Annotated in this window: 25 protein-coding genes and 1 riboswitch; of the genes, 13 read left to right on the top strand and 12 right to left on the bottom strand. The window is 56.2% G+C overall.

What is annotated here, in order from left to right; genetic code table 11:
- Positions 1 to 27: 27 nt before the first annotated feature.
- The 6 genes from galM to modE all read right to left on the bottom strand — a co-directional run bounded on the left by galM (position 28) and on the right by modE (position 6,856).
- Complete coding sequence (gene galM, locus EL098_RS15770) at positions 28 to 1,068, bottom strand: galactose-1-epimerase (RefSeq protein ID WP_126357114.1); 1,041 nt, start codon at positions 1,066 to 1,068, stop codon at positions 28 to 30.
- Entirely contained in the window at positions 1,062 to 2,210 is a 1,149-nt protein-coding gene (galK, locus tag EL098_RS15765; RefSeq protein ID WP_126357113.1) for a galactokinase, read from the bottom strand. The genes galM and galK overlap by 7 nt, the downstream gene beginning before the upstream one ends.
- A complete protein-coding gene (galT, locus tag EL098_RS15760) occupies positions 2,207 to 3,259 on the bottom strand; it encodes a galactose-1-phosphate uridylyltransferase (protein ID WP_126357112.1) in 1,053 nt (350 codons plus the stop codon). Before galT ends, galK begins: the two co-directional genes overlap by 4 nt.
- 9 nt (positions 3,260 to 3,268) lie before the next feature.
- Positions 3,269 to 4,285, bottom strand: a complete 1,017-nt coding sequence (gene galE / locus EL098_RS15755; RefSeq protein WP_126357111.1) for a UDP-glucose 4-epimerase GalE — start codon at positions 4,283 to 4,285, stop codon at positions 3,269 to 3,271.
- A 223-nt stretch (positions 4,286 to 4,508) separates the two neighbouring features.
- Positions 4,509 to 5,987, bottom strand: coding sequence for a molybdate ABC transporter ATP-binding protein ModF (gene modF, locus EL098_RS15750; protein WP_126357110.1), 1,479 nt, complete (start codon positions 5,985 to 5,987; stop codon positions 4,509 to 4,511).
- A 77-nt stretch (positions 5,988 to 6,064) separates the two neighbouring features.
- Positions 6,065 to 6,856 carry a molybdenum-dependent transcriptional regulator gene (modE, locus tag EL098_RS15745; protein WP_126357109.1) on the bottom strand — a complete coding sequence of 264 codons (792 nt, stop codon included), beginning with the start codon at positions 6,854 to 6,856 and terminating at the stop codon, positions 6,065 to 6,067.
- 128 nt (positions 6,857 to 6,984) lie between these two features.
- Between modE and EL098_RS15740 the strand changes: the two genes are divergently transcribed.
- The 4 genes from EL098_RS15740 to modC all read left to right on the top strand — a co-directional run bounded on the left by EL098_RS15740 (position 6,985) and on the right by modC (position 9,810).
- On the top strand, positions 6,985 to 7,137 hold the full coding sequence (locus tag EL098_RS15740; protein ID WP_126357108.1) for an AcrZ family multidrug efflux pump-associated protein: 153 nt from the start codon (positions 6,985 to 6,987) through the stop codon (positions 7,135 to 7,137).
- A gap of 149 nt (positions 7,138 to 7,286) precedes the next feature.
- A complete protein-coding gene (gene modA, locus EL098_RS15735) occupies positions 7,287 to 8,063 on the top strand; it encodes a molybdate ABC transporter substrate-binding protein (RefSeq protein WP_126357107.1) in 777 nt (258 codons plus the stop codon).
- Positions 8,060 to 8,752, top strand: coding sequence for a molybdate ABC transporter permease subunit (gene modB, locus EL098_RS15730; protein WP_038474512.1), 693 nt, complete (start codon positions 8,060 to 8,062; stop codon positions 8,750 to 8,752). Before modA ends, modB begins: the two co-directional genes overlap by 4 nt.
- On the top strand, positions 8,752 to 9,810 hold the full coding sequence (modC, locus tag EL098_RS15725) for a molybdenum ABC transporter ATP-binding protein ModC (protein WP_126357106.1): 1,059 nt from the start codon (positions 8,752 to 8,754) through the stop codon (positions 9,808 to 9,810). Before modB ends, modC begins: the two co-directional genes overlap by 1 nt.
- Here modC and EL098_RS15720 read toward each other — a convergent pair whose 3' ends face one another.
- Positions 9,811 to 10,641 carry a pyridoxal phosphatase gene (locus EL098_RS15720; RefSeq protein WP_126357105.1) on the bottom strand — a complete coding sequence of 277 codons (831 nt, stop codon included), beginning with the start codon at positions 10,639 to 10,641 and terminating at the stop codon, positions 9,811 to 9,813.
- Between the two features lie 129 nt (positions 10,642 to 10,770).
- On the opposite strand from EL098_RS15720, the gene pgl reads away from it, so the two are divergent.
- Positions 10,771 to 11,769, top strand: a complete 999-nt coding sequence (pgl, locus tag EL098_RS15715; protein ID WP_126357104.1) for a 6-phosphogluconolactonase — start codon at positions 10,771 to 10,773, stop codon at positions 11,767 to 11,769.
- Between the two features lie 54 nt (positions 11,770 to 11,823).
- Here pgl and EL098_RS15710 read toward each other — a convergent pair whose 3' ends face one another.
- The 3 genes from EL098_RS15710 to bioA form a co-directional block, all read right to left on the bottom strand.
- Positions 11,824 to 13,107 carry a putative acyl-CoA thioester hydrolase gene (locus EL098_RS15710; protein WP_126357103.1) on the bottom strand — a complete coding sequence of 428 codons (1,284 nt, stop codon included), beginning with the start codon at positions 13,105 to 13,107 and terminating at the stop codon, positions 11,824 to 11,826.
- 143 nt (positions 13,108 to 13,250) lie between these two features.
- The gene (locus tag EL098_RS15705; RefSeq protein WP_126357102.1) at positions 13,251 to 13,490 is read right to left on the bottom strand and encodes a hypothetical protein; all 240 of its coding nucleotides are present in this window, start codon (positions 13,488 to 13,490) and stop codon (positions 13,251 to 13,253) included.
- Between the two features lie 166 nt (positions 13,491 to 13,656).
- Positions 13,657 to 14,943: an adenosylmethionine--8-amino-7-oxononanoate transaminase gene (gene bioA, locus EL098_RS15700; RefSeq protein WP_126357101.1), complete on the bottom strand. Its 1,287-nt coding sequence runs from the start codon at positions 14,941 to 14,943 to the stop codon at positions 13,657 to 13,659.
- An 89-nt stretch (positions 14,944 to 15,032) separates the two neighbouring features.
- On the opposite strand from bioA, the gene bioB reads away from it, so the two are divergent.
- The 6 genes from bioB (at position 15,033) to EL098_RS15670 (ending at position 19,610) form a co-directional block, all read left to right on the top strand.
- The gene (bioB, locus tag EL098_RS15695; RefSeq protein WP_126357100.1) at positions 15,033 to 16,073 is read left to right on the top strand and encodes a biotin synthase BioB; all 1,041 of its coding nucleotides are present in this window, start codon (positions 15,033 to 15,035) and stop codon (positions 16,071 to 16,073) included.
- On the top strand, positions 16,070 to 17,221 hold the full coding sequence (bioF, locus tag EL098_RS15690; protein WP_126357099.1) for an 8-amino-7-oxononanoate synthase: 1,152 nt from the start codon (positions 16,070 to 16,072) through the stop codon (positions 17,219 to 17,221). Before bioB ends, bioF begins: the two co-directional genes overlap by 4 nt.
- Positions 17,205 to 17,963 carry a malonyl-ACP O-methyltransferase BioC gene (gene bioC, locus EL098_RS15685; protein ID WP_126357098.1) on the top strand — a complete coding sequence of 253 codons (759 nt, stop codon included), beginning with the start codon at positions 17,205 to 17,207 and terminating at the stop codon, positions 17,961 to 17,963. Before bioF ends, bioC begins: the two co-directional genes overlap by 17 nt.
- On the top strand, positions 17,956 to 18,639 hold the full coding sequence (bioD, locus tag EL098_RS15680) for a dethiobiotin synthase (protein ID WP_126357097.1): 684 nt from the start codon (positions 17,956 to 17,958) through the stop codon (positions 18,637 to 18,639). The genes bioC and bioD overlap by 8 nt, the downstream gene beginning before the upstream one ends.
- A 176-nt stretch (positions 18,640 to 18,815) precedes the next feature.
- Complete coding sequence (locus EL098_RS15675) at positions 18,816 to 19,076, top strand: hypothetical protein (RefSeq protein WP_126357096.1); 261 nt, start codon at positions 18,816 to 18,818, stop codon at positions 19,074 to 19,076.
- Positions 19,077 to 19,091: 15 nt separating this feature from the next.
- On the top strand, positions 19,092 to 19,610 hold the full coding sequence (locus EL098_RS15670) for a helix-turn-helix transcriptional regulator (RefSeq protein ID WP_126357095.1): 519 nt from the start codon (positions 19,092 to 19,094) through the stop codon (positions 19,608 to 19,610).
- Positions 19,611 to 19,622: 12 nt separating this feature from the next.
- On the opposite strand, the gene EL098_RS15665 is transcribed toward EL098_RS15670, so the two are convergent.
- On the bottom strand, positions 19,623 to 20,333 hold the full coding sequence (locus tag EL098_RS15665) for an ABC transporter ATP-binding protein (protein WP_126357094.1): 711 nt from the start codon (positions 20,331 to 20,333) through the stop codon (positions 19,623 to 19,625).
- Between the two features lie 789 nt (positions 20,334 to 21,122).
- Between EL098_RS15665 and uvrB the strand changes: the two genes are divergently transcribed.
- Complete coding sequence (uvrB, locus tag EL098_RS15660) at positions 21,123 to 23,138, top strand: excinuclease ABC subunit UvrB (RefSeq protein ID WP_126357093.1); 2,016 nt, start codon at positions 21,123 to 21,125, stop codon at positions 23,136 to 23,138.
- Between the two features lie 10 nt (positions 23,139 to 23,148).
- Here uvrB and EL098_RS15655 read toward each other — a convergent pair whose 3' ends face one another.
- Positions 23,149 to 24,057 carry a gluconeogenesis factor YvcK family protein gene (locus tag EL098_RS15655; protein ID WP_126357092.1) on the bottom strand — a complete coding sequence of 303 codons (909 nt, stop codon included), beginning with the start codon at positions 24,055 to 24,057 and terminating at the stop codon, positions 23,149 to 23,151.
- Between the two features lie 208 nt (positions 24,058 to 24,265).
- Positions 24,266 to 24,400, top strand: a riboswitch (molybdenum cofactor riboswitch).
- On the opposite strand from EL098_RS15655, the gene moaA reads away from it, so the two are divergent.
- Positions 24,356 to 25,378, top strand: a complete 1,023-nt coding sequence (gene moaA / locus EL098_RS15650; protein WP_164716881.1) for a GTP 3',8-cyclase MoaA — start codon at positions 24,356 to 24,358, stop codon at positions 25,376 to 25,378. Its footprint overlaps the riboswitch before it by 45 nt.
- Positions 25,379 to 25,402: the final 24 nt, after the last annotated feature.

Genomic DNA, 25,402 nt, shown 5'->3' with positions numbered 1-25,402 from the left:
TTGCCCTTAGTGAAAAGGGCAAGGCGTTTAGCAAGGCAGAAACTGATATTCCGTGATGCTGAGATAGGTCTCTTCTGGCCTTAGCCAGCAGGACGGCTGCGGCCACTCAGGATGATTTGGGCTGTCCGGCAGGAAGCCGCTTTCGAGGGCGATGCCGTTCCAGTCGCTGTAGCTTGCTCTGTCACGAGCGGGGGTTCCCGCCAGATAGTTACCGCTGTAGCACTGTAAAGCAGGCGCCGTTGTAGAGACTTTCATTTCCAGCGCGCCGTCGGCGGACCAGACCCGGGCTGCCGGCTGGCTGAGGTCGCCCTTCGCCTGCAGCAGGAAAGCGTGGTCATAACCTTTTGTAGCCTGCTGATCGGCATCGCTCAGAAAATCTTGCCCGAGGGATTTGGGTTCGCGGAAGTCAAAGCTGGTGCCGTTCACCTCTTTCAGGCTGCCAGCAGGCAAACCGCTGGCGTCGACCGGCAAGTAGCTGTCGGCAAGCAGTTGCAGCTTATGCTGACGAACATCGTGATGAACGCTGTCGAGATTGAAGTAGGCGTGGTTGGTGAGATTGACCGGGCACGGCTTGTCGACGGTGGCTCGAAGCTCGATGCGGATGCGGTTATCTTCCGTCAGCACGTAACGTGCGCTGGCGTTAAGCTCCCCCGGGAAACCCTGATCGCCATCGCAGGAACTCAGCTCATAGACAACTTCCTGCTCATTTTGAACGGCAATGCGCCAGCGGCGCTTATCAAAACCTTCTGGCCCGCCATGAAGCTGATTTTCGCCCTGGTTAATGTCTAGCTGAAGAGTCTCGCCGCCCACGGTGAGTTTCCCGCCCGCAATACGGTTTGCGTAACGGCCAACGGTCGCGCCCATAAAGGCGCTTTGCTGCAGGTAGTGCTCCGGCGAAGCGCAGCCCAGCAGCGTTTCCCTCACGCTGCCGTCCTTTAATGGAACACGGCAGGAGAGCAGGGTCGCACCCCAGTCCATCAGCGTGACCACCATCCCCGCGCCGTTGCGCAGGGTGGTAAGGCGAAACGGCTGGCCGTCCGGTGCCAGCTTCGGGGTCTCTTTTAGCATTGACCGGCTCCCTCGGAGGCCTGGCAAACGTAAAAAGTCTCTTTAATACCCGTTTTGCTTTCGTACTGCTCTTCCACGGCCTGCTTGACGGCCGGAACCAGGTCTTCAGGCATCAGCGCAACGATGCAGCCACCAAAGCCGCCGCCGGTCATACGCACGCCGCCCTGATCACCGATCGTGGTTTTGATGATATCCACGAGGGTGTCGATTTGCGGCACGGTGATTTCGAAGTCATCGCGCATGGAGGCATGAGATTCGGCCATCAACTGACCCATGCGAACCAGGTCGCCCTTCGCCAGCGCGTCAGCAGCTTCCACGGTGCGGATGTTTTCGGTCAGCACGTGGCGAACGCGTTTAGCCACAATGGGGTCCAGCTCGTGCGCCACTTCATTAAATTTTGCCAGTTCGACGTCACGCAGCGCTTTTTGGCTAAAGAAACGGGCGCCGGTTTCGCACTGCTCGCGGCGAGTGTTGTATTCACTCCCTACCAGCGTGCGCTTGAAGTTGCTGTTGACGATCACCACCGCAACGCCTTTCGGCATTGAAACGGCTTTTGTCCCCAGGGTTCGGCAATCGATCAGCAGGGCATGATCTTTTTTACCGAGGGCGGAAATCAGCTGATCCATGATGCCGCAGTTGCAGCCAACGAACTGATTTTCGGCTTCCTGGCCATTGAGCGCCAGCTGAGCGCCATCCAGCGGCAGATGGTAAAGATGCTGGATGACTTTACCAACAGCTACTTCCAGTGAAGCGGAAGAGCTTAGTCCGGCTCCTTGCGGCACGTCACCGCTGATGACCATATCGACGCCGGAGAAGTTTTTATCGCGCTTTTGCAGATGCTTCACCACGCCGCGAACATAGTTTGCCCACTGCTGGGTTGCATGCTTTACCACAGGTTCATCAAGGGAGAAGCTGTCCTGCTGATTGTCATAATCGGCGGCGATGACGCGCACGGTGCGATCGTCTCGCTTGGCGCAGCTGATAACCGTCTGGTAATCAATGGCGCAGGGCAGCACAAAACCGTCGTTGTAGTCGGTATGCTCGCCAATCAGGTTAACGCGGCCGGGCGCCTGAATAGTGTGGGTTGCCTGGTAGCCAAATTGTTCGGCAAACAGACGCTGGGTTTTCTCTTTCAGACTCATAACGGTGCTCCTGACTGGCGGAAATGGATATCACTGACGGCACGCAAGCGTTCTGCGGCTTGCTCTGCGGTTAAATCGCGCTGCGTTTCAGCCAGCATTTCGTAGCCGACCATAAACTTACGCACTGTGGCGCTGCGCAGCAGCGGCGGATAGAAATGGGCATGCAGCTGCCAGTGCTGGTTGTCTTCGCCGTTAAACGGCGCACCGTGCCAGCCCATGGAGTAGGGGAAGGAGCACTGGAACAGGTTGTCGTAGCGGCTGGTGAGTTTTTTTAGCGCCAGCGCCAGGTCAGCACTTTGGGCCGCGCTTAAGTCGGTGATGCGCAATACCTGCGTTTTAGGCAACAGTAGGGTTTCGAATGGCCAGGCTGCCCAGTAGGGGACAACGGCCAGCCAGTGTTCGGTTTCAACGACGGTACGGCTCCTGTCTGCCCGTTCGCGCTGAACGTAATCCAGCAGCATAGGGGTGCCCTGGTGGGCGAAATATTCACGTTGTAGGGCGTCTTCACGGGCAACTTCGTTAGGCAAAAAGCTGTTCGCCCAAACCTGTCCATGAGGGTGTGGGTTGGAGCAGCCCATTGCCGCCCCTTTATTCTCAAAGACCTGAACCCACGGGTATGCCTGTCCCAGCTCAGCGGTTTGCTGTTGCCAGGTTTTTACTACCTCTTCCAGAGCCGGCAAGGATAGCTCTGGCAGCGTTTTACTGTGATCGGGAGAGAAGCAGATAACCCGGCTGGTGCCCCGCGCGCTTTCGCAACGCATCAGTGGATCATGGCTGGCTGGCGCATCGGGCGTATCCGTCATCAGTGCGGCAAAATCGTTGGTAAATACGAAAGTGCCGGCGTAATCAGGGTTTTTATCCCCGGTGACGCGCGTGTTGCCAGGGCAGAGAAAACAGTCCGGATCGTGAACCGGGAGTTTTTCTTGTGCTGGCGTTTCCTGCGCGCCCTGCCAGGGACGCTTCGCCCGATGTGGCGAAACCAGAATCCATTGACCCGTTAAGGGGTTATAGCGGCGATGCGGATGATCGACCGGGTTAAACTGCTCCATTACATATCCTTAGTCTTCGTAACCTTGGGGGTGGCGTGACTGCCAGCGCCAGGTATCATCTGCCATCTCTTGCAGCGTACGGCTGACACGCCAGTTGAGTTCTTTGTCGGCTTTGGTGGCGTCAGCCCAGTAGGCAGGGAGGTCACCATCGCGACGGGGTGCAAAGTGGTAGTTCACCGGTTTGCCGCAGGCTTTGCTGAATGCGTTTACGACGTCCAGTACGCTGCTGCCGACGCCCGCGCCGAGGTTGTAAATATGTACGCCAGGTTTGCCGTTCAGCGCCTGCATGGCGGCGACGTGGCCGTCGGCGAGATCCATCACATGGATGTAGTCGCGCACGCCGGTACCGTCTTCTGTTGGGTAGTCGTTGCCAAAGATAGCCAGCGAGTCGCGGCGGCCAACGGCAACCTGGGCAATGTAAGGCATCAGGTTGTTAGGAATGCCTTGAGGATCTTCGCCCATGTCGCCCGACGGATGCGCGCCAACCGGGTTGAAATAGCGCAGTAAGGCCACGCTCCAGTTCGGCTGCGCTTTTTGCAGGTCGGTGAGGATTTGCTCAACCATCAGCTTGCTTTGGCCGTAAGGGCTGGCAGGCTTGCCGGTAGGGAAGCTTTCCACATAAGGGATTTTTGGCTGATCGCCGTAAACGGTGGCGGAGGAGCTGAAAATAAAGTTGGTGACGTTAGCCGCACGCATGGCGGTAATCAGGCGTAGCGTACCGGTGACGTTATTGTCGTAGTATTCCAGCGGTTTGTTGACCGACTCGCCGACCGCTTTCAGGCCGGCAAAGTGGATAACGGCATCAATATGGTGGTCGTGAAATATTTCCGCCAGCAGCGCTTCGTCTCGGATATCACCGTCGATAAACAGGGGACGCTTACCGCCAAGGCGTTCAATTTCAGGCAGCACGCTGCGCTTGCTGTTGCACAGGTTGTCGAGAATGAGCACTTCATGCCCGTTTTGCAGCAGCTGTACGCAGGTATGACTTCCAATGTAACCGCTACCACCTGTAACCAGAACTCTCATTTTTCGCTCCATATAGCCTATGGGTTAAGATAACCCTAGCATAACAGAGAGCCGAAAAATGTGATATGCGCTAGATTAGTGGTATCGTTTACACCTCGTGATTTAACCTCAATAGTAGAGGCGTAAGGTATTGTAAAACAAAAGCGTAAAGATGAAAGCGTGCGTCTATTCCGAAAGTCTGTGTGTGCAGTATATGAAAAAGGCGCCGCAGCGCCTTGAGGGGTCAGGCGGAAGGGAGATTTTCTATCCGGTAGGCGTATTTATCTCCCTCCGGCACAAAGGTTAGCCGGTGGGTAATACACTGCGGTGCATCTTCGGCGTGGTGGGACACAAACAGCAGCAGCGTTTCCCCTTCGCCAATCAGGATATCAACGAAGCGGCGGATCAGCTGTCGGTTCAGCGGATCCAGACCCTGAAGAGGTTCATCCAGGATTAGCAGCGTCGGGTGTTTAACCAGCGCGCGGGCAATCAACGCCAGGCGCTGCTGTCCCCACGAGAGGCTGTGGAAAGGCGCGTCGGCGGTGGCGTTATCCATCCCCAGCATGTTCAGCCATTCTCGGGTCAGCTTTTGCTGACGATCGGAAACTGCCTGATAAATCCCGATTGAGTCGAAATAGCCTGAAAGGATAACGTTGCGAACGGTGGTGCTGACCCGGTAGTCCAGATGCAGGCTGCTGCTGACGTAGCCGATGTGTTTCTTGATATCCCAAATCGTTTCGCCGCTGCCGCGGCGGCGGCCAAACAGCGTCAGATCGTTGCTGTAGCCCTGCGGGTGATCGCCGGTGATCAGGCTGAGTAAGGTCGACTTTCCGGCTCCGTTAGGCCCAACGATCTGCCAGTGTTCCCCCGGGTTAACCGTCCAGCTGAGTTTGTGCAGGATAGGGCGATCGTTGTACTCCACCACGCCGTCTTTAAGCACAATGCGCGGCTGATTTTCCGGGAGGCGATAGCGGGCAGACGGATCGTCAGCCTCCGGGAGCGCCACGCCGGCCAGTTTTTCACTGTGGGCTAACTGCGAGATAAGCGCCTGCTCAAGCAGCGCCTGCTTTGCACCGCTTTCCGTCAGCGTACAGTCGGCCAGGACGCCTGCAAATTGCACAAACTCCGGGATCTCATCGAACCGGTTGAGGACCAGCACCAGGGTGTAGCCCCGGTCGCTAAGCTGCGCGAGCAGATCGGCCAGTTGCCCGCGAGACTTCACGTCCAGCCCGTCGAAGGGTTCATCAAGGATCAGCAGTTCGGGCTCTGACATTAATGCCCGGCAGAGCAGCGTCTTGCGCGTTTCCCCCGTCGAAAGATACTTGAAACGGCGGGTGAGTAAATGTTCTATGCCAAACAGCGTGGCAAGCTCCCGGCAGCGGGCTTCATCCGCGACTTCATCCTGGATAATTTCTGCCGTGGTGCGGCCAGTGTCGTCTTCGTCGGCGCTGAGCAAATCGGTGTTGTTGCGCTGCCATTCGTCGCTGACCAGCTTTTGCAGCTGCTCAAAGGAGAGGTGGGCAATGCGCGTGAAGTCGCAGCGGCGTTCGCCTTTCATTATCGGCAGGCTGCCGGCCAGGGCGCGGGCCAGGGCGGATTTTCCGCTGCCGTTCGCGCCAACAAACGCCCAGCTCTCTCCGGCGTGCAGGGTAAGGTCGTTCAGGGTGAGGGTTTTTATGTCGCTAAGGTGAAACGTACCTTGCGAAATTTGCAACGCAGACATGTTTTATCCCATTTATTGCAGCGATAAGGCTACAGAAATACGGCGTGTCCGCGTCGATGTCAATCAGAACGCCACTTTTAGCAGAGTGTGGCGACAATCACCCTGTCTGCATTGAAATATGCTGTGACCTCAGCACCTTCTGCCAGCGCCTGCTGCTCAACGTGGAGATTCGGCAGGGTCGCGCAGAGCGTCTGGCCGTCAGCCAGGCGAACAAGGACTTCGCTTTGCTCTTTGCCTTTCTCAATACTGGTAATGTTGCCTGCCAGCCGGTTATCGGCCTCGCCTGCCGCGTTGGCATCGGTGGAGATATCAATCCACGGCGCTTTGATGAGCACCAGAACCTCTTTGCCTTCGTCCAGGCCGAGCCGCTCCGCGCTTTGGCGCGTAATAGCCGCCTTCAGGCGCGTCTCACCGTCGGCCAGCAGGATATCAACGTGCTGCTGAACCTGCTCGTCGTCACGCCTGAGCACCGTACCGAATAGCTGGTTGCGGGCGCTGGTTTGCAGCGAGAAACGAGAGATGGCGGCGAGCAGGCTGTCCAGCGGCAGGGCATCATCCTGCAGGACATCAAAGGCTTTTTGCTGAATTTGCGCCAGCAGGTCGTAGAGCTGAATAAGGCGCTCGCCGTAGCGGGTCAGCACCGCGCCGCCGCCGCCTTTGCCGCCGGTAGCGCGGTCGACCAGGCTCGACTCTGCCAGCTGGTTCATTTCATTAATAGCATCCCAGGCGCTTTTGTAACTGATCCCCGCCAGCTTTGCCCCCTGGCTAATGGAGCCCGTATGCCGAATTTGCTTCAGCAGCGCGATGCGTCGCGGGTCGGCAAATAGCCGCTGCTGGAGTTTCAGCGTTAACAAAATTTCAGCTTGCATGGTCTCTCCGTGCCGGAAAAACCCTTATTTTCCTCTATTGCGTCGGCGCGGGCAAATGGCACAAAAGGAGAGTGCGTTTTTCGCAACTGCCGCTAGAATAATTGTTTTCGCTTTTGCCGGAGGCAACTATGTTCGAGTTACTGGAAAGCCTGGTGTTTGCCGTGGTCATGGTGCCGGTTGTGATGGCAGTGATCCTGGGTCTCATCTATGGATTGGGTGAAGTGTTCAACGTCTTTTCAAAAGTCGGTCATCGCGACCAACAGCCGAAACAGCATCACTGATTCCCTGACGGCCCGGCATATGCCGGGCTTTCTTTTTGATCTCCATCAAGAACTTTAAAGCCCTTCTCCTTTCTGCCGATAAATTCTGTATCTTCCGCCTTGCAATCGTTATATTTCAGGCTACATAACGAAACAAACGGAGTGAAAACATGAAGCAACGTTGGATTCGCCTCGCCCTGGGCGCGGCTTTATCGGTTTCGCTGGCAGGCCAGGCGCTGGCTGAAGGCAACAAAATTACCGTCTTTGCGGCAGCTTCGTTAACCAATGCGATGCAGGATATTGCGACGCAGTATCAGAAAGAGAAGAAGGTGGATGTTGCCTCTTCTTTTGCCTCCTCTTCGACTCTGGCGCGCCAGATTGAAGCCGGTGCGCCTGCCGATCTGTTTATCTCTGCCGATCAGAAATGGATGGATTATGCTGTTGAGAAAGACACCATCAAAACGGATACCCGTGAAACGCTGCTGGGCAATAGCCTGGTTGTGGTTGCGCCTGCTGCCAGCAAGCAGGGCAACATCACCATTGACGCCAGGACTGACTGGGCCTCGCTGTTGAAAGGCGGCCGTCTGGCGGTGGGCGATCCTGACCATGTGCCTGCGGGAATTTACGCAAAAGAGGCGCTGCAAAAACTGGGCGCATGGGACACCTTATCCAGCAAGCTTGCACCGGCCGGTGATGTTCGCGGCGCGCTGGCGCTGGTTGAGCGTGATGAAGCCCCGCTGGGTATCGTTTACGGTTCTGATGCCGTTGCCGGAAAAGGCGTGAAGGTTGTGGGCACCTTCCCGGAAGATTCCCACAAGAAGGTGGAATACCCGATTGCAATTGTTAAAGGCCACGATAACCCGTCAGTGACCGCGTTCTATAGCTATCTGAAAGGACCGGAAGCGGCGAAAGTCTTCCAAAAATACGGATTTACGACGAAACAATGATATTGAGCGATCCCGAGTGGCAGGCGGTACTGCTAAGCCTAAAAGTCTCATCCATTGCGGTACTGTTTAGCCTCCCCGTCGGGATCTTCTTTGCCTGGGTGCTGGTGCGTTGCCGCTTCCCGGGCAAAGCCTTGCTCGACAGCCTGATTCATCTTCCCTTAGTTCTGCCGCCGGTGGTGGTGGGCTACCTGTTATTGGTGGCGTTTGGCCGCCGTGGTTTTATTGGTGCCTGGCTGTATGACTGGTTTGGCATTACCTTCGCTTTTAGCTGGCGCGGTGCGGTGCTGGCGGCGGCGGTCATGTCATTCCCGCTGATGGTTCGCGCCATTCGCCTGGCGCTGGAAGGCGTTGATATCCGTCTTGAGCAGGCCGCAAGAACGTTGGGCGCAGGGCGCTGGCGTGTCTTCTGCACCATCACTTTGCCATTAACGTTGCCGGGTATCATTGCCGGTACCGTACTCGCTTTTGCCCGCTCGCTCGGGGAGTTCGGCGCAACGATCACCTTCGTCTCCAATATTCCCGGGGAAACACGGACGCTGCCTTCGGCTATGTATACTCTGATTCAGACTCCCGGTGGGGAAAGCGCCGCCGCGCGCTTGTGCCTGATTGCCATTGCGCTGGCGATGGCTTCGCTGCTGGTGGCTGAATGGCTGGCGCGGGTCAGCCGTAAACGTATGGGAGCAAGCTGATGCTGGAGCTTAATTTTATTCAAACGCTTGGCACGCATCGGCTGGAAATCAATGAGACGCTGCCGGGCCAGGGCATCACCGCCGTTTTTGGCGTCTCGGGCGCGGGAAAAACGTCATTAATCAATGCGATTAGCGGCCTGACCCGACCGGAGCAGGGGCGCATCGTCCTTAACAATCGTGTGCTGACCGACGCGGAAAAACAGCTTTATCTGCCGCCGGAAAAGCGCCGTGTCGGCTATGTCTTCCAGGATGCGCGCCTCTTTCCGCACTACCGGGTTCGCGGCAATTTAAAATACGGAATGGCAAAAGGCATGGCCAACCAGTTTGATAAGCTGGTGGCGCTGCTCGGCATCGAAGATTTGCTGGAACGTTTCCCCTGGAGCCTGTCCGGCGGTGAAAAACAGCGCGTTGCTATTGGCCGTGCGCTGTTAACCGCGCCCGAACTCCTGCTGCTGGATGAGCCTTTGGCTTCCCTGGATATTCCCCGTAAACGCGAGCTGCTGCCTTACCTCCAGCGGCTGGCACGTGAGATTAATATCCCCATGCTGTATGTCAGCCATTCGCTGGAGGAGATCCTGCATCTGGCGGACAAAGTGCTGGTGCTGGATGCGGGAAACGTGAAGGCGTTTGGGAATCTTGAAGAGGTTTGGGGCAGCAGCGTGATGCATCCCTGGCTGCCCAAAGAGCAGCAAAGCAGCGTGCTAAAAGTGACCGTTCTGGAGCATCATCCCCACTATGCCATGACGGCGCTGGCGCTTGGCGACCAGCACCTTTGGGTAAATAAAATTGATAAACCGGTGCAGACCCCTCTGCGTATTCGCATTCAGGCTTCAGACGTCTCGCTGGTGCTTCAGCCGCCGGTTAACAGCAGTATTCGTAACGTGCTGCGGGCTAAGGTTGCTCAGTGTTTTGACGACGAGGGGCAGGTAGAGGTGCAGCTTGAAGTGGGGGCCCGCACGCTTTGGGCGCGCATTAGCCCATGGGCCCGGGATGAACTGGCGATAAAACCCGGGCAGTGGCTGTACGCGCAGGTGAAAAGCGTGTCGATTACGGCCTGATTACAGCACGTACTTGTAGAGCGTTTCGGCGATACCGGTTTCGAGGTTGGTGCCGATGGTCATGTCGGCACGAGCTTTTATCGCCTCATCGGCATTGCCCATGGCTACGCCCATACCGGCGCTTTCCAGCATGCTCAGATCGTTATAGTTATCGCCAAATGCAATCACCTCATCCATTGACAGTCCCTGAGACGCCACCCACTGGGCCAGGCGTGCGCCTTTGCTGTTGCCGCGCTGGGCAACGTCAACCTGATCGTGCCATGACCATTCGCAGGAGAGGTTCAGCTCGCGCTCTACCTCGCGGGTAAACTGCCTGAGTTTAGGAATATCCGAATCCGTCAGGGCGAATTTCCAGATAGACTTCACCTCCTGAGCAGCTTCTTTCAGTGAGCGCACGCTGCGGAAAACCGGGCGCTGGGACTCCGGCAGTGATTGAGCCCAGTTTTGGGTGCGGGCGACGTGGGCTTTCACGTGCTCCGAGCTTTCCAGATAAAGCATCGCATCTTCAACGTACATCAGGCCATTAATCTGGTGCGCCGTCAGTAAATCCACCATTTGCGCCGCCTGATCCGGGCGAAGAGGATCGGAGGCTAAAACCTTTTGCGCCTGATAATCATACAAATAGGTGCCATTACAGCAAATTGCAGGTGTATCCAGGGCCAGTGCCTGATAAAAAGGGTGTATGGCGACATGATGGCGACCCGTGACGATAACCACTTTCGCTCCAGCTTCGCGAGCGTGCTGAAGAGCAGTTACAGATTCCGGCAGAATGGTTTTTTGCGGGGTCAGCAGGGTGCCATCGAGATCGAGAGCAATTACGCGATAACTCATTTAGGGTTCCAGTCATTATTCATAAGGTTTGTTCCGATGGTACACCGCTCACGCTGAAGCTCAAAATAGCCAGCAACCGCGAACCTGCCTTATGATGCTTACATACGACGTCAGGAGGAAAGTAAAGTCATGAAACAGACAGTCTATACCGCCAGCCCGGAAAGCCAGCAGATTCACGTCTGGACGCTGCACGCCAGCGGCGAAATGACCCTTGTACAGGTCGTCGACGCGCCGGGGCAGGTTCAGCCGATGGTCATCAGCCCGGATAAACGTTTTCTGTACGTTGGCGTGCGCCCCGAGTTTCGCGTCATCGCCTACCGTATTACGCCGGATGATGGCTCCCTGACGGAAGTCGGCGTAGCTCCGCTGCCGGGTAGCCCAACCCATATCTCTACCGACCGTAAAGGCCGCTTCCTGTTCAGCGCCTCCTACAATGCGGCAAACATTGCGGTAATAAGCCTGGAAAACGAAGGGCTGCCAGGCGAGACCGTTGACGTGGTCGAAGGGCTGGATGGCTGCCACTCGGCGAATATCTCCCCTGACAACCGCACGCTCTGGACACCGGCCCTGAAGCAGGATCGTATTTGCCTGTTCACGCTCTCCGACGATGGCAAGCTGGTGGCACAAACGCCTGCCGAGGTGACGACCGTTGAGGGCGCAGGCCCGCGGCATATGGTGTTTCACCCCAATCAGCAGTATGCGTACTGCGTTAACGAGCTGAACAGCACCGTTGATGTCTGGGAACTGCGCGACCCACACGGCAAAATCGAATGCGTGCAGACGCTGGACTTTATGCCGCCGGGCTTCTCCGGCACCCGCTGGGCTGCGGATATTCATATCACGCCGGATGGCCGCCACCTGTACGCCTGCGACCGTACCGCCAGTATCATCACCGTGTTCAGCGTTTCCGAAGACGGCAGCGTGCTGAACATTGAAGGTTACCAGCCGACGGAAGAGCAGCCTCGCGGCTTTAATATCGATCACAGCGGCAAATATCTGGTTGCCGTTGGGCAGAAATCCCACCATGCCGCCGTGTACAAAATTAACGGCGAGCAGGGGCTACTGGAAGAGAAAGGCCGCTATGCGGTGGGCCAGGGCCCAATGTGGGTGGTGATTCACGCGCACTGATTTTCAGGCATAAAAAAACCTCGCATCGCGAGGTTTTTTCTTAATAACCGAGAATTACTTCTCTTCGACGACCGGGCTACCTAAACCGCGGTTATTGAACTCCCACATACGGTTAAAGCCTGGGTCATTCAGGTCGCGTTTGATGCCGCCTTTATCGTCTTTGGCGCCAACGTTGCCCGCGAATGGACGCTTAGAGCCCAGCGCATCGCCCCACGGTTTAGCCGTGTTGAAGCCTTCGTTGATCACGCTGTCGCGGATCACTACCTGACCATTAGCAGCCTGGCCGTTTTCGCTCCCGGCTAAATCCCATGCACGACCGAGCTGGGCGTCACCTGCTGCGGTAAAGCGGCTGTTTGTGGCCAGGAAGCCGTAGTAGATGTTTGGCAGGGTGGCTGGCGCGAACACATAGCCTTCTTTAGTACGGCTGCTCACCAGGCGGAAATCGGTGTTATCGAACACCACGGCGCCACGGCCTGCCACCACATCCACATCCCCTTCGATATAGCTGTTGGTGACCAGCGTCCGAGTCTGACGGTTGGTCAGCATGCGGTTCTGAACGTCGCTGTTGGTTACGAAGAAGGTATTCTGACGCCCCAGCAGATGAACGTTGTTTAGCTGCACTTTGTCGCCATCGCTGCGTAGCGCCACGGCCTGGTGGTTACCGGCATCAACGCTGTCGCCCAGGGTGTTCTGGATAGTCAGGTTCTGGAGCTGCAGGCCATTGTTCTGTGACCAGACGGCGGCAGAACACATTACGCCTACGGTCGCGCTGCGGCGGCTCTGGCAGCTATCAAACATGTACCATGCTGGTTTCCCAGGCATATATTTGCCAGCGGGATTAACGGTACGGCGCCAGGTTGCCGGGTCGATTTCGGAATCCAGCGTCAGGCCAATTTTGACATCGTCTGCGTTACCTGAAGTCCCGTACAGCGTCACGCTACCGGAGGCGGCAGGAATATACACGGTACCTTCATAGACACCCGGCATAATGGCGATATAGAGGCGGGAGCTGCTGTGTTTGATAATCGCTGCATCAACGGCGGCCTGAATTGACGTGTGGGTCACCCCGGCTGTGCCCGCAGGGCCGACCACGAAGTCAGGTTGCTGAGGCGTACGAATCGGCGATGGCGTCCACGCAGCTTCATTAGGGTTCATTGCCGTGAAGTAGCGTGCAGCAACGAAATTCTGTGCTTCATCAGCCGCCAGGATCGGGCGGGACTGGGTTCCCGGCGCCACCTGAGTAGACGGTTTGTCCTGGGGTGGGGTTGAGCTACATGCACTCAGCGCCACGGCGAAGGCCAGGGCTGCAGCGCGGCGAGAAACCGATAATGTGTTCAAGGTTGCTCCTTGCTGTACGGTGAATAGAGGGTTATTTCAAAACCTGCTTTTTATACTAAGTTGAGCGAAACGGGAAGCCGATTGTGCAAATCGGCTTCAGAAAGAGAAAAGAGGGGATTTTCCGAGGGTGAAAAAGGGGGCTGTTACTCTTTTTCTACGCTGAACTGGCCGTTCTTCTTGCGAATAATATATTTTTGGTCACTGTCGCAGGAGACGGTGAGCGAGCCGCCAAAGGCTGCAGGGTAAACGCTGTTCACGGTATCGCACTGATAGCCTGCCTGCCGAATCAGCGACTGTGATTCCGCTTTCAGCTGCGGCGATCCCGTGTCGGCAAAGGCACTGCATGCCATCAGGCAGAAGCTGAGCGCAACGATTCTCTTCATTTTCTGTCTCTCTGTGATATCAAACCGGTGCAAAGATAATCGGCAGCGAGGCGGGAAGGGATTAATAACTTAATGCTCTTTATTTGTATAAATTAATTTCAGAAACATATTAACGGCGGGATAGAGCAGGCCGGCAGGTGAAGCCGGCCTGGTTTTAAGACAGGTATTAGCTGAAAAACTCAGGGTTTTTTACCGCCTGTGCAACGGCAGAAATCAGTTTATTCAGCTGTGCAGGAGTGATGACATAGGGTGGCATCAGGTAAATCAGACGGCCAAACGGACGGATCCAGACGCCCTGCTCGACAAAAAATCGCTGCAGGGCAGCCATATCGACAGGCCTTCTTGTTTCCACAACGCCAATTGCGCCCAGGACACGGACATCGGCAACGTGTTCGCTCGCAGCGAGCGGGAGCAGGCCTTCCTGAAGCTGGAGTTCAATAGCATCAACCTGCTGCTGCCAGTCCCCCTCTGCCAGTAGCGCCAGGCTTTCGCTGGCCACGGCACAGGCCAGCGGGTTGCCCATAAACGTTGGGCCATGCATAAAGCAACCGGCTTCACCGTCGCTGATGGTTTCCGCTACGTGCCGGGTGGCGAGCGTGGCTGAGAGCGTCATTGTTCCGCCGGTCAATGCCTTGCCCAGACACATAATATCCGGCGAAATATCCGCGTGGTCACAGGCAAACAGTTTGCCTGTGCGGCCAAAGCCCGTTGCGATTTCGTCGGCAATCAGCAGGATCCCTTCCCGATCGCACATGCGGCGGATGCGGCGCAGCCATTCAGGATGGTAAAAGCGCATTCCGCCCGCCCCCTGGACCACCGGCTCCAGAATGACCGCGGCAATCTCTTCGCGATGGGCGGCCATCAGACGCGCAAAAGGAACCATATCCATCTCGCTCCACTCCTCCCCAAAAGTACACTGCGGAGCGGGGGCAAACAGATGCTCGGGTAAATAGCCTTGCCAGAGGCTGTGCATAGAGTTGTCGGGGTCGCAGACGGACATCGCGCCAAAAGTGTCGCCGTGATAGCCGTTACGGAAGGTCAGAAAACGCTGACGCGGCTGGCCCTTTGCATGCCAGTACTGCAGCGCCATTTTCATGGCGACCTCAACGGCTACCGAACCGGAGTCCGCCAGAAATACGCATTCCAGCGGAGCGGGCGTCATCGCTACCAGCTTGCGGCACAGCTCAACGGCAGAGGGATGGGTGATGCCGCCAAACATAACGTGGGACATGCGGTCTATCTGGGCCTTCATCGCCTGATTAAGCCGTGGATGATTGTAGCCATGGATAGCCGCCCACCAGGACGACATGCCGTCGACGAGCATACGCCCGTCATCCAACTGCAGCTCGCAGCCCACCGCGGCAACAACGGGATAAACCGGGAGCGGCTTGCTCATCGAGGTGTACGGGTGCCAGATATGTTGCTGGTCGAACGCTAAATCAGCAGGGGTCATAGGGTGACTTGTAAACCATTTAAAAAACATTTAGGTTTACAAGTATAACGTCAATCGATTTTCTATAACACCCCTTTTGGAGAGGCCCCATGGCTCACCACGCACGCTGGACAATGTCGCAGGTCACCGCTTTATTTCAAAAACCGTTGTTGGAGCTGCTGTTTGAAGCCCAACAAATCCATCGTCAGCATTTCGACCCACGTCAGGTACAGGTCAGTACCTTGCTGTCGATCAAAACAGGCGCCTGCCCGGAAGACTGTAAATACTGCCCGCAGAGCGCCCGCTACAAAACCGGCCTGGAGGCCGAACGGCTGATGGAAGTTGAGCAGGTACTGGACTCCGCTCGTAAGGCCAAAAATGCAGGCTCAACCCGCTTCTGCATGGGGGCGGCCTGGAAAAACCCGCATGAACGCGATATGCCCTATCTGGAGCAGATGGTGCAGGGCGTTCGCGCTATGGGACTGGAAACCTGCATGACGCTCGGCACGCTGACTAATGAACAGGCGGAACGTCTGGCCTCGGCGGGGCTGGATTACTACAACCACAACCTCGATACCTCCCCGGAATTCTACGGCAATATCATCACCACCCGAACCTATCAGGAGCGTCTTGATACCCTCGATAAAGTCCGTGATGCGGGGATTAAAGTCTGCTCCGGCGGCATCGTCGGGCTGGGCGAAACCGTCACCGACCGCGCCGGTCTGCTGCTGCAGCTAGCCAATCTACCCACCCCGCCTGAAAGCGTGCCAATCAACATGCTGGTGAAGGTGAAAGGGACGCCTCTGGCGGATAACGAAGACGTGGATGCCTTTGATTTCATCCGTACCATTGCCGTGGCGAGAATCATGATGCCAGCCTCTTATGTGCGCCTGTCCGCCGGTCGCGAACAAATGAGCGAGCAGACGCAGGCGATGTGCTTTATGGCCGGAGCAAACTCCATCTTCTACGGCTGCAAGCTGCTCACCACGCCGAACCCGGAAGAGGACAAAGATTTGCAGCTGTTCCGCAAGCTGGGGCTTAACCCACAGCAAACCACCACCGAGCTGGGCGACAACGAGCAGCAGGAACAGCTGGCAGGTCAGCTGCTGAACGCCGATACCGACAGTTACTACAACGCGGCGGCGGTATGAGCTGGCAGCAGCGAATCTCTGAGGCTTTAAGCGAACGGCGGGCAAGCGCAAGCTTCCGCACCCGGCAGGCCAATATGCTTGGAAACGGGCGGATCTTCATGGCGAACAACCGTGAATATCTGAATTTTTCCAGCAACGACTACCTGGGGCTAAGCCAGCATCCGCGAATTGTGGAGGCCTGGCAAAAAGGTGCCGCAGAGTTTGGCGTTGGCAGCGGCGGCTCAGGGCACGTCACTGGCTATAGCCGTGCGCACCAGGCCTTTGAGGAGCAGCTGGCTGGCTGGCTGGGTTTTGAACGAGCGCTGCTGTTTATTTCCGGCTATGGCGCAAACCAGGCGGCGATCTCGGCGCTGGCGCAAAAAACGGACGCGCTTATCGCCGACAGGCTTTGTCATGCCTCAATGATCGAGGCGGCAATGCAAAGCCCGGCGCAGCTGCGCAGGTTTCATCATAACGATGTGGCGTCGCTTGCGGCGCAGCTTGATAAATCGCATGGCGGCGAACGACTGATCCTTACCGAAGGTATTTTCAGCATGGACGGTGACGGCGCGCCGCTGGCAGACATTGCACAGGCCTCACGGCAGTCTGGCAGCTGGCTGATGGTCGACGATGCCCACGGTATTGGCGTAATCGGCGACGAAGGCCGCGGCAGCTGTCATCAGCAAAATATCAGGCCAGAGATTCTGGTCGTTACCTTTGGTAAAGCTTTTGGCGGCAGCGGTGCCGCGGTGTTGTGCAGCGAGGAAACTGCAAATTATCTGCTGCAGTTTGCCCGTCATCTTATCTACAGCACGGCCATGCCTCCGGCGCAGGCCGTTTCGCTGCAGGCTGCGTTAAAAGTGGTTCAGCAGGGTAGCGAATACAGAGAACGGCTTGCTGAAAATATCCACCACTTTCGTCAGGGGGCCATGCAGCTCTCACTGAAACTTGCCGATTCGTTCAGTGCGATTCAGCCGCTGATTGTGGGAGAGAATCAGCTGTCGCTGGATCTCGCCGCTCGCCTGAGAGAGAAAGGATTCTGGCTAACGGCCATTCGTCCGCCAACCGTTCCCCCCGGCAGCGCACGCCTGCGCATTACTCTTACTGCCGCCCATACCTCAGACGATATTGCCGCACTGCTGGAGGCGCTCTATGACGCAGCTGGTTGATAAAGTAGCGGTTGCGGCAGCTTTTGGACGGGCAGCCGGAACCTACGAACGCTTTGCCAACCTGCAGCGAACCTGCGGGAATTACCTGCTGGAAGGGCTGGCGACTCGCGGTGCTAACAGCGTGCTGGACGCAGGCTGCGGCACGGGCTGGTATAGCCGATTATGGCGAGAGAGGGGAAGCGATGTTGTGGCGCTGGACATCTCCAGAGAGATGCTTGAGCAATGTCAGCAAACCGACTCGGCACACCGTTTCCTTGAGGGTGATATCGAGTCCATCCCGCTGGCGGATGAACAGGTCGACCTGGCGTGGAGTAATCTTGCCGTTCAGTGGTGCAGCGATCTGCGGCAGGGCTTATCCGAGCTGTATCGCGTGACAAAACCGGGGGGCTGCATTGCATTTACCACGCTTGCGGCAGGCTCGCTGCCCGAACTTCATCAAGCCTGGCGAGAGGTGGATAAACGGCCGCATGCCAACCAGTTTTTATCCGTCGCTGAGATAGAACAAGCCTGCAGCTCCTGGCGAGCCGCATTAACCTGCCGCACCGTTAGCCAGCAGTTCCCCGACGTTATGAGTGCGATGCGTTCTTTGAAGGGGGTGGGGGCTACACACCTGCATGAAGGCCGGAAAAATACCCTGATGACGCGCGGGCAGTTGGCCCGGCTTAGCGAAGCATGGCCAAAGCAAGAGGGGCTATTCTCCCTCAGCTGGCAGATAATTTTTGGAGTGATTGAACGTGATTAAAAAGTGGTTTGTGACCGGTACCGACACGGAGGTAGGCAAGACCGTGGCCAGCTGTGCGCTGCTGCAGGCGGCCAGCGCTGCCGGGTATCGTTCAGTGGGCTACAAGCCCGTGGCCTCAGGCAGCGAAATGACCGCAGAAGGGATTCGTAACAGCGACGCGCTGGCTCTGCAACGCAACGGCTCGGTGACGCTGCCGTATGAACAAATTAATCCGCTGGCTTTTATCGAGCCAACCTCACCGCACATTATAAGCGCTGAAGAGCAGCGCCCCATTACCTTTTCAGCAATGTCTGCGGGCCTGCAAAACCTTACCGGAAAAGCCGACTGGATTCAGGTCGAAGGCGCCGGGGGGTGGTTTACCCCGCTGTCTGAAACCACTACGTTTGCCGAATGGGTCATCAGCGAACAGCTGCCGGTCATACTGGTTGTAGGGGTAAAGCTGGGCTGTATCAACCACGCGATGCTTACAGCGCAGGCCGTGGCTGCTGCCGGGTTGCCGCTCGCGGGCTGGATCGCAAATGGCGTTCAGCCAGCAGGCAAAAGGCACGCAGAATACCTTGCCACGCTCAAGCAGCGGCTGCCGGCACCTCTGCTGGGGGAGATCCCCTGGCTTGAGGAAATCCGCGATGAAACTCCGATGGGTCACTATCTCGATCTCTCAGCTCTTGCGGTATAAGCCGCAGGACTGACGCAACAAAAGCCGCGCTCGCAGCGGCGTTTCGCGCTGTCTCCCGCTTTAGCATATTCCTCAAAAACAAATATTTTGCCCCACCGGTAACAAGGATAAAGTATTTCACAATTTAAGTTGTCATATGACAATCATTATGAGATGCTTTTTTAGCCGGAGGAGATATGGCAAGAAAACGGCACCCGCAAAAAGAGATAGAGGCGGCATTAAGCTACGCCGAATTTCAGGGATGGCGGATCAAAGAGGGCGGCTCTCACTGCTGGGGAAAGCTTTACTGCCCGTGGAACGATAAAGCCTGCCGCTGCGGGGAGTTTTGTATCAGCTGCATCTGGAGTACGCCGCGAAACGCAGAGAACCATGCCCGGCAAATTCGTAGGCTTGTGGATGGATGCGCAAATATAGCCTCCCGCAGCGCCCTGCACTAACAAGGAGAATGCATCATGGCGGAATACACCTTTACGCTTATTTTTAATCTGCCCCATGGCCAAAAGGATCCGGAACAGTGGGTTAGCATGCTGGGGGCAGGGGGCTGCGATGATGCCCTGATTGGTATCGGGGTCACGGGGCGCATCGCCCTTAACTTTACCCGGGAAGCCGGCTGTGCAGAAGAGGCGTTGCTGAGTGCGCTGAAGGATGTCTCTCGTCTTATTCCGGACGCTTCGCTGGTGGAAGCCGCACCTGACCTGGTCGGGCTGAGTGACGTCGCCGAACTGTTGGGGGTGTCACGGCAGTATATCCGAAAGATAATGGTCTCCCGCGAAGCGTTTCCGACGCCAATGCATGACGGGAAAACCGCGCTGTGGAACCTCGAAGCGGTGTTACAGTGGTTGAATAATACCGGCGTGAAGTCCATACCCGCGCCGCTGCTGGATATTGCAAAAGTCACTCGCCAGTGCAACCTTCGTCGGGCGTTGACCGCCCTTAATCCGGCATTCCAGGCGCGGCTGGAAAAGCTGTAGTGGAGCGAGTGCTCAAGGCTCGAGCCAGCCCGCCACCAGGCTATCATCCAGCTGAGAGACGTTTCCCTGAGCAACATTCCTGCCCTTGTGGAGCAGGCAAAACCTGTCTGCAACCCGGCGTATAAACGACAGCCGCTGCTCAACCAGCAGAATGGTAAGGCCTAAGTCACGGTTCAGGCGACGAATAAGATTGCCCATTTCAGCGATCAGGCGCTGGCCACCGCCGAGGGTGGGCTCATCCAGTATCAGCAGCTTAGGCTGTAAAACCAGCGCTCTGGCGAGTGCGAGCTGCTGCTGCATATCCGCGTGGAGTTCGCCGCTTTTCATCTGCCGCAGGCCGTACAGCTCAGGAAAAAGGTCATAGATAAGCGCAGGGATGGCGCGGGGAGCCTTAAAACCCGCCATCATTGCTATCTGCAGGTTTTCCTCGACGCTAAGCTGGGAAAAAATGCGTCTGTCCTGCGGAACGTAGCCGATGCCGAGGGCCGTGCGGCGCTCAACGGGCTTATTGACCAGCTCTTCCGGGGGCAATCCCGCCTGTTGCCAAAGCATGCTGCCGCTTTGCACGGGCAGGTAGCCGGTAATGCAGTTTACCAGAGTGGTTTTTCCCTGCCCGGGCGCGCCCATCACGCAGGTGCATTCGCCAGGCGTCAGCTCCAGGTCGAGATTCCACAATATATGATTGTCACCGTAGAACTGATTCACAGCGCGTAAGCTCAGCATGGTTCATCTCCTTGGTTGGGGGGAGGCTTTCCCTGTTGATATGCTGCAATTAGCTTGCCAGCTTGGTGATAACACCTGTAAACATCACGCTATCCAGGACAAAACTGAGTTTTGTCTCCGGTCGGCGGGGAGGGAGAGTACCGTCCGGCGCTTCGCTGCACCTGGCCGGTGCCGGCAGGGGCGAGTTTGGTGCAATAAAAGGCCTTTTAAGCTCAGGATATATCTCGATTTCGGGATCTTGCTCAAGGTGGCCGGGTATAGCGAAATCGCATGAATAAAAGCAAAAAAATTAGTGAAATTTTTTTTTCGCCCCCGACACAGAAAGTTTGGGGTTTTTTCTGAGTGGCTAGCCAAAAGGGCTGGCAGCAGTTATCCACTATTCCTGTGGATAACCTTGTGTATTAGAGTTAGAAAACTTAACGAAAGCGAGAGCGGGCGCGGCCTGCGGGCAAATTGACGCGAAACCGGTCTTTGTGAAATATCTATTTAAATTCAATGCTTTAAATAAAATCAACTGCTGCAATAAAAGTGTCAAACAAAGGGCCTGAGGCTCACTGACCTCCCTTGACAAATGTTAAAAGCCGAAAAAATTTGGGGATAACCGCTGGTGGCTGGAGATTTGACTGGCAAAGGGTGAAATTGTGGGCAAACAAAATGGCAAAATGCGGCCGTTAGCAGGCGTGCTAAAAAGAGGAACTGGTGTTTTATACAGTTTTCTACTGGCAAAAATCGCGTTGCCGGGTAAAATTACTCTCCGGCCCGCTCGTTTCTTCATCAGGTAGCCCGTTCATGAGTAAAGCGTTCAAACTGAATTCTGCATTTAAGCCTTCTGGCGACCAGCCTGAAGCCATTCTTCGCCTGAAAGATGGGCTTGAAAACGGACTGGCGCACCAGACGCTGCTGGGCGTGACGGGGTCCGGTAAAACCTTCACCGTGGCAAACGTGATTGCTGACCTCCAGCGTCCGACCATGGTACTGGCACCGAATAAAACGCTGGCGGCGCAGCTTTACGGGGAGATGAAAGAGTTTTTCCCGGATAACGCGGTGGAGTTTTTTGTCTCCTACTACGACTACTATCAGCCTGAAGCTTATGTTCCAAGCTCGGACACCTTTATCGAAAAGGACGCCTCGGTCAACGAACACATCGAGCAGATGCGCCTGTCGGCGACGAAAGCGCTGCTTGAACGCCGTGACGTTATCGTGGTGGCCTCGGTATCGGCTATCTACGGCCTGGGTGACCCGGATTTATACCTGAAGATGATGCTGCACCTGACGAAGGGCATGATCATTGACCAGCGTGCGATCCTGCGACGCTTGACCGAGCTGCAATACACGCGAAACGATCAGGCATTCCAGCGAGGGACTTTCCGCGTACGTGGTGAGGTGGTGGATATCTTCCCGGCAGAGTCCGACGACCTCGCGCTTCGCGTGGAGCTGTTCGACGAAGAGGTCGAAAGGCTGTCGTTGTTTGATCCGCTTACCGGACAGATCGATCAAACCATTCAGCGTTTCACCATCTACCCTAAGTCGCACTACGTCACGCCGCGTGAGCGTATTGTGCAGGCGATGGAAGACATCAAGGTGGAGCTGGCCGATCGTCGTAAATTCCTGCTGGCGAATAATAAACTGCTGGAAGAACAGCGCATTGCCCAGCGTACCCAGTTTGATCTCGAGATGATGAACGAATTGGGCTACTGCTCGGGGATTGAAAACTACTCACGCTATCTCTCCGGGCGTGGTCCCGGAGAGCCGCCGCCAACGCTCTTTGACTACCTTCCCGCTGATGGCCTGCTGGTGGTGGATGAGTCCCACGTCACCATTCCTCAAATTGGCGGCATGTATCGTGGTGACCGCGCGCGCAAAGAGACGCTGGTGGAGTATGGTTTCCGCCTGCCGTCAGCGCTGGACAACCGTCCGCTAAAATTTGAAGAATTCGAAGCGCTTGCCCCGCAGACTATCTACGTCTCCGCTACGCCCGGTAACTACGAACTTGAGAAATCCGGCGAGGATATTGTTGATCAGGTTGTTCGTCCTACCGGCCTGCTCGATCCGGTGATTGAAGTACGCCCGGTGGGAACTCAGGTGGACGATCTGCTCTCGGAAATCCGTAAGCGCGTGGCCATCAACGAACGCGTGCTGGTGACCACACTGACGAAGCGTATGGCGGAAGATCTGACCGAATACCTCGAGGAGCACGGCGAACGTGTTCGTTATCTCCATTCGGATATCGACACCGTAGAACGTATGGAGATTATCCGTGACTTGCGCCTCGGGGAGTTTGACGTGCTGGTAGGGATAAACCTGCTGCGCGAAGGGCTCGATATGCCTGAAGTGTCGCTGGTAGCGATTCTGGATGCAGACAAGGAAGGCTTCCTACGTTCCGAACGTTCGCTTATCCAGACAATTGGGCGTGCAGCGCGTAACGTCAACGGTAAAGCCATTCTCTATGGCGATAAAATTACGCCGTCGATGGCCAAAGCAATTGGCGAAACCGAGCGCCGTCGTGAGAAACAGCAGCGTTACAACGAAGAAAACGGTATTACCCCGCAGGGCCTTAATAAGCGTGTGGTGGACGTTCTGCAGCTTGGCGAGGGCATGGCGAAAACCAAAGGGCGGGTCAAAACTAAAGCGCGCAGCGTGATTGAAGACGATGAAATCGTGATGACGCCGAAAGCGCTGCAGCAGAAAATACACCAGCTTGAAGCGAAGATGCTCGAGCACGCGCAGAATCTGGAGTTTGAGGAGGCGGCGCAGATCCGCGACCAGCTCCACAAGCTGCGCGAACTGTTTATCGCCGCTTCATAATCTGCGAGATTTACCCGAGCCGCTGTACGGCTTCTTCTAACGCAGCCCGCAGCAGCTGGCGGTCATGGCGGTATCGAATATCACTGGCCTCCAGCGGCTGCTGAATCACCAGCCTGTCGTTGACTTCGCTGACGTCGACCTGGGGGCCAACCACCACGGCATCCACAACACGTTTACCTATATGTTGTTCCATCAGCTCAAGCTTTTGACGCAGTGAAAGACTTGCCGCTGCGGGGCTGAGCTCTTTACCCAGGTTTCCGATGTACACCATCGGGGCCGGCGTACGGCGCAGCGCCTGATCCATCTCCTGGAGCAGCAGGATGGGCATCAGGCTGGTATAAAAACTCCCGGGGCCAATCAGGATCAAATCGGCCTCAGCGATGGCCTCAAGGGCTTCTCGGGTAGCCGGCGCTTTGGGATAAACCGCCAGATCCTGCGGCGGGTTAAGCAGCTGGTCGATACTCACTTCGCCGTAAACGGTATTGCCCTCGTCGTCGGTCGCCATTAAATCGACCGGGTGTTCTGACATAGGGATCAGCTGCGCATCCACTTTAAGCAGGTTGCGAATTAAATTTATTGCTTCGAGAGGGCGCACGCTAAGGTGATCCAGCGCCTTTAACATCAGGTTTCCGAGGTTATGACCTGAAAGTTCGCCGTTACCGCTAAAACGGTACTCAAACATAGTTGATGCCACGCTCGGTTCGGTGATCAACTGATTCAGGCAGTTACGCATATCTCCCCAGGCAATACCGCCTTCCGAACGCCGAATACGCCCGGTTGAACCGCCGTTGTCGGTTGTGGTTACGATGCCGGTCAAACGTGAACCCAGGGAAGAGAGCGATGACATGACGCGACCGAGACCGTGGCCACCGCCCAGCGCGACTACCCGATCAAGATCTGCAAGCGTGCGATTACGCATAGAAAAGATAATCCTTAAGAGGCATACAGGCGCTTAAGGTAGCGTAAAAGCGCTAAAAAGACGATTCTTGCTCTGCGGATAATGATGCATATCAAGGTAAAAGTTATCTTTTTAAGTACTCTGTAGCGAAATTAAGCAATAATCTCGTTATGTATGGATTTATATAGCGAAAACTGATATGGCGCGGAGCAGCATGTCGCGCTACTATCCCAGTAACACACACTCAAGCCCTGGTGCCTAAGTCGTAAGATAAGGTGCCCTGGCCGCAGCCCGTGAGGTTGCCAGGGTGCAGGAAGAAATGACTGCATCTCCCGTATTTGGAAAGGTGTACTCAGTGTCCCAGCTTACCGATGCTTTTGCGCGTAAGTTCTATTACTTGCGCTTATCAATTACCGACGTCTGCAACTTTCGCTGCAGTTATTGCCTGCCTGATGGCTACAAACCCCACGGCGTGGCCAATAAAAGCTTCCTCAACGTCGATGAAATCCGCCGTGTCACCCGAGCTTTTGCGGCCCTGGGGACGGAAAAGGTACGCCTGACCGGCGGGGAACCCTCTCTGCGCCGCGACTTTACCGACATCATCGCCGCGGTGCGTGAAAACCCCTCTATTCGCCAGCTTGCCGTCACCACCAACGGCTATCGGCTGGCCAGAGATGTTGAAGCGTGGCGCGATGCAGGGCTGACAGCCCTCAACGTTAGCGTCGATAGCCTCGATGCCCGCCAGTTTCATGCCATCACCGGCCAGGATAAATTCCGTCAGGTCATGGAGGGGATTGATGCCGCTTTTAACGCCGGTTTTGAGCGCGTGAAGGTCAACACCGTGCTGATGCGTGATGTGAATCACAACCAGCTGGAGACCTTCCTCGCCTGGATCAAACCTCGTCCTATTCAGCTTCGTTTTATCGAGCTGATGGAGACCGGCGACGGCGGTACGCTGTTCCGCAAACACCATATCTCCGGCAAAATCATTCGCGACCAACTGCTTGAGCGCGGCTGGGTTCACCAGCTGCGTCAGCGGAGCGATGGCCCTGCACAGGTCTTCTGCCACCCCGACTACGAAGGGGAAATCGGGCTCATCATGCCGTACGAAAAAGATTTTTGCGCCAGCTGCAACCGGCTGCGCGTCTCTGCCGTCGGCAACCTGCATCTGTGCCTTTTTGGCGAACAGGGAATAGCGCTCCGCGATCTGCTGGCGGATGACGCTCAGCAAGGCGAGCTGGAGGGGCGAATCGCCTCCGCGCTGGCGCAGAAAAAGCAAACCCATTTCCTGCATGACGGTAACACCGGCATCACCCAAAATCTGTCGTATATCGGCGGCTGAAGCCTGCCCACAAGGAGAATATCG

It is taken from the genome of Cedecea lapagei (assembly GCF_900635955.1).
GTDB lineage: Bacteria > Pseudomonadota > Gammaproteobacteria > Enterobacterales > Enterobacteriaceae > Cedecea > Cedecea lapagei.
Note: the sequence above shows the minus strand (reverse complement) of the source record. Positions and strands in the feature narration are given on the sequence as shown.

Excerpts from the sequence above, each read along its gene's own strand:
- galT (WP_126357112.1), bottom strand. The coding sequence starts at position 3,259 with ATGGAGCAGTTTAACCCGGTCGATCATCCGCATCGCCGCTATAACCCC.
- galK (WP_126357113.1), bottom strand. The coding sequence starts at position 2,210 with ATGAGTCTGAAAGAGAAAACCCAGCGTCTGTTTGCCGAACAATTTGGC.
- bioF (WP_126357099.1), top strand. The coding sequence starts at position 16,070 with ATGAGCTGGCAGCAGCGAATCTCTGAGGCTTTAAGCGAACGGCGGGCA.
- moaA (WP_164716881.1), top strand. The coding sequence starts at position 24,356 with ATGACTGCATCTCCCGTATTTGGAAAGGTGTACTCAGTGTCCCAGCTT.
- uvrB (WP_126357093.1), top strand. The coding sequence starts at position 21,123 with ATGAGTAAAGCGTTCAAACTGAATTCTGCATTTAAGCCTTCTGGCGAC.
- bioC (WP_126357098.1), top strand. The coding sequence starts at position 17,205 with ATGACGCAGCTGGTTGATAAAGTAGCGGTTGCGGCAGCTTTTGGACGG.
- EL098_RS15720 (WP_126357105.1), bottom strand. The coding sequence starts at position 10,641 with ATGAGTTATCGCGTAATTGCTCTCGATCTCGATGGCACCCTGCTGACC.
- modE (WP_126357109.1), bottom strand. The coding sequence starts at position 6,856 with ATGCAAGCTGAAATTTTGTTAACGCTGAAACTCCAGCAGCGGCTATTT.
- modC (WP_126357106.1), top strand. The coding sequence starts at position 8,752 with ATGCTGGAGCTTAATTTTATTCAAACGCTTGGCACGCATCGGCTGGAA.
- bioA (WP_126357101.1), bottom strand. The coding sequence starts at position 14,943 with ATGACCCCTGCTGATTTAGCGTTCGACCAGCAACATATCTGGCACCCG.
- modB (WP_038474512.1), top strand. The coding sequence starts at position 8,060 with ATGATATTGAGCGATCCCGAGTGGCAGGCGGTACTGCTAAGCCTAAAA.
- EL098_RS15740 (WP_126357108.1), top strand. The coding sequence starts at position 6,985 with ATGTTCGAGTTACTGGAAAGCCTGGTGTTTGCCGTGGTCATGGTGCCG.
- modA (WP_126357107.1), top strand. The coding sequence starts at position 7,287 with ATGAAGCAACGTTGGATTCGCCTCGCCCTGGGCGCGGCTTTATCGGTT.
- EL098_RS15665 (WP_126357094.1), bottom strand. The coding sequence starts at position 20,333 with ATGCTGAGCTTACGCGCTGTGAATCAGTTCTACGGTGACAATCATATA.
- pgl (WP_126357104.1), top strand. The coding sequence starts at position 10,771 with ATGAAACAGACAGTCTATACCGCCAGCCCGGAAAGCCAGCAGATTCAC.
- galM (WP_126357114.1), bottom strand. The coding sequence starts at position 1,068 with ATGCTAAAAGAGACCCCGAAGCTGGCACCGGACGGCCAGCCGTTTCGC.
- bioB (WP_126357100.1), top strand. The coding sequence starts at position 15,033 with ATGGCTCACCACGCACGCTGGACAATGTCGCAGGTCACCGCTTTATTT.
- EL098_RS15675 (WP_126357096.1), top strand. The coding sequence starts at position 18,816 with ATGGCAAGAAAACGGCACCCGCAAAAAGAGATAGAGGCGGCATTAAGC.
- EL098_RS15705 (WP_126357102.1), bottom strand. The coding sequence starts at position 13,490 with ATGAAGAGAATCGTTGCGCTCAGCTTCTGCCTGATGGCATGCAGTGCC.
- EL098_RS15655 (WP_126357092.1), bottom strand. The coding sequence starts at position 24,057 with ATGCGTAATCGCACGCTTGCAGATCTTGATCGGGTAGTCGCGCTGGGC.
- modF (WP_126357110.1), bottom strand. The coding sequence starts at position 5,987 with ATGTCTGCGTTGCAAATTTCGCAAGGTACGTTTCACCTTAGCGACATA.
- galE (WP_126357111.1), bottom strand. The coding sequence starts at position 4,285 with ATGAGAGTTCTGGTTACAGGTGGTAGCGGTTACATTGGAAGTCATACC.
- EL098_RS15670 (WP_126357095.1), top strand. The coding sequence starts at position 19,092 with ATGGCGGAATACACCTTTACGCTTATTTTTAATCTGCCCCATGGCCAA.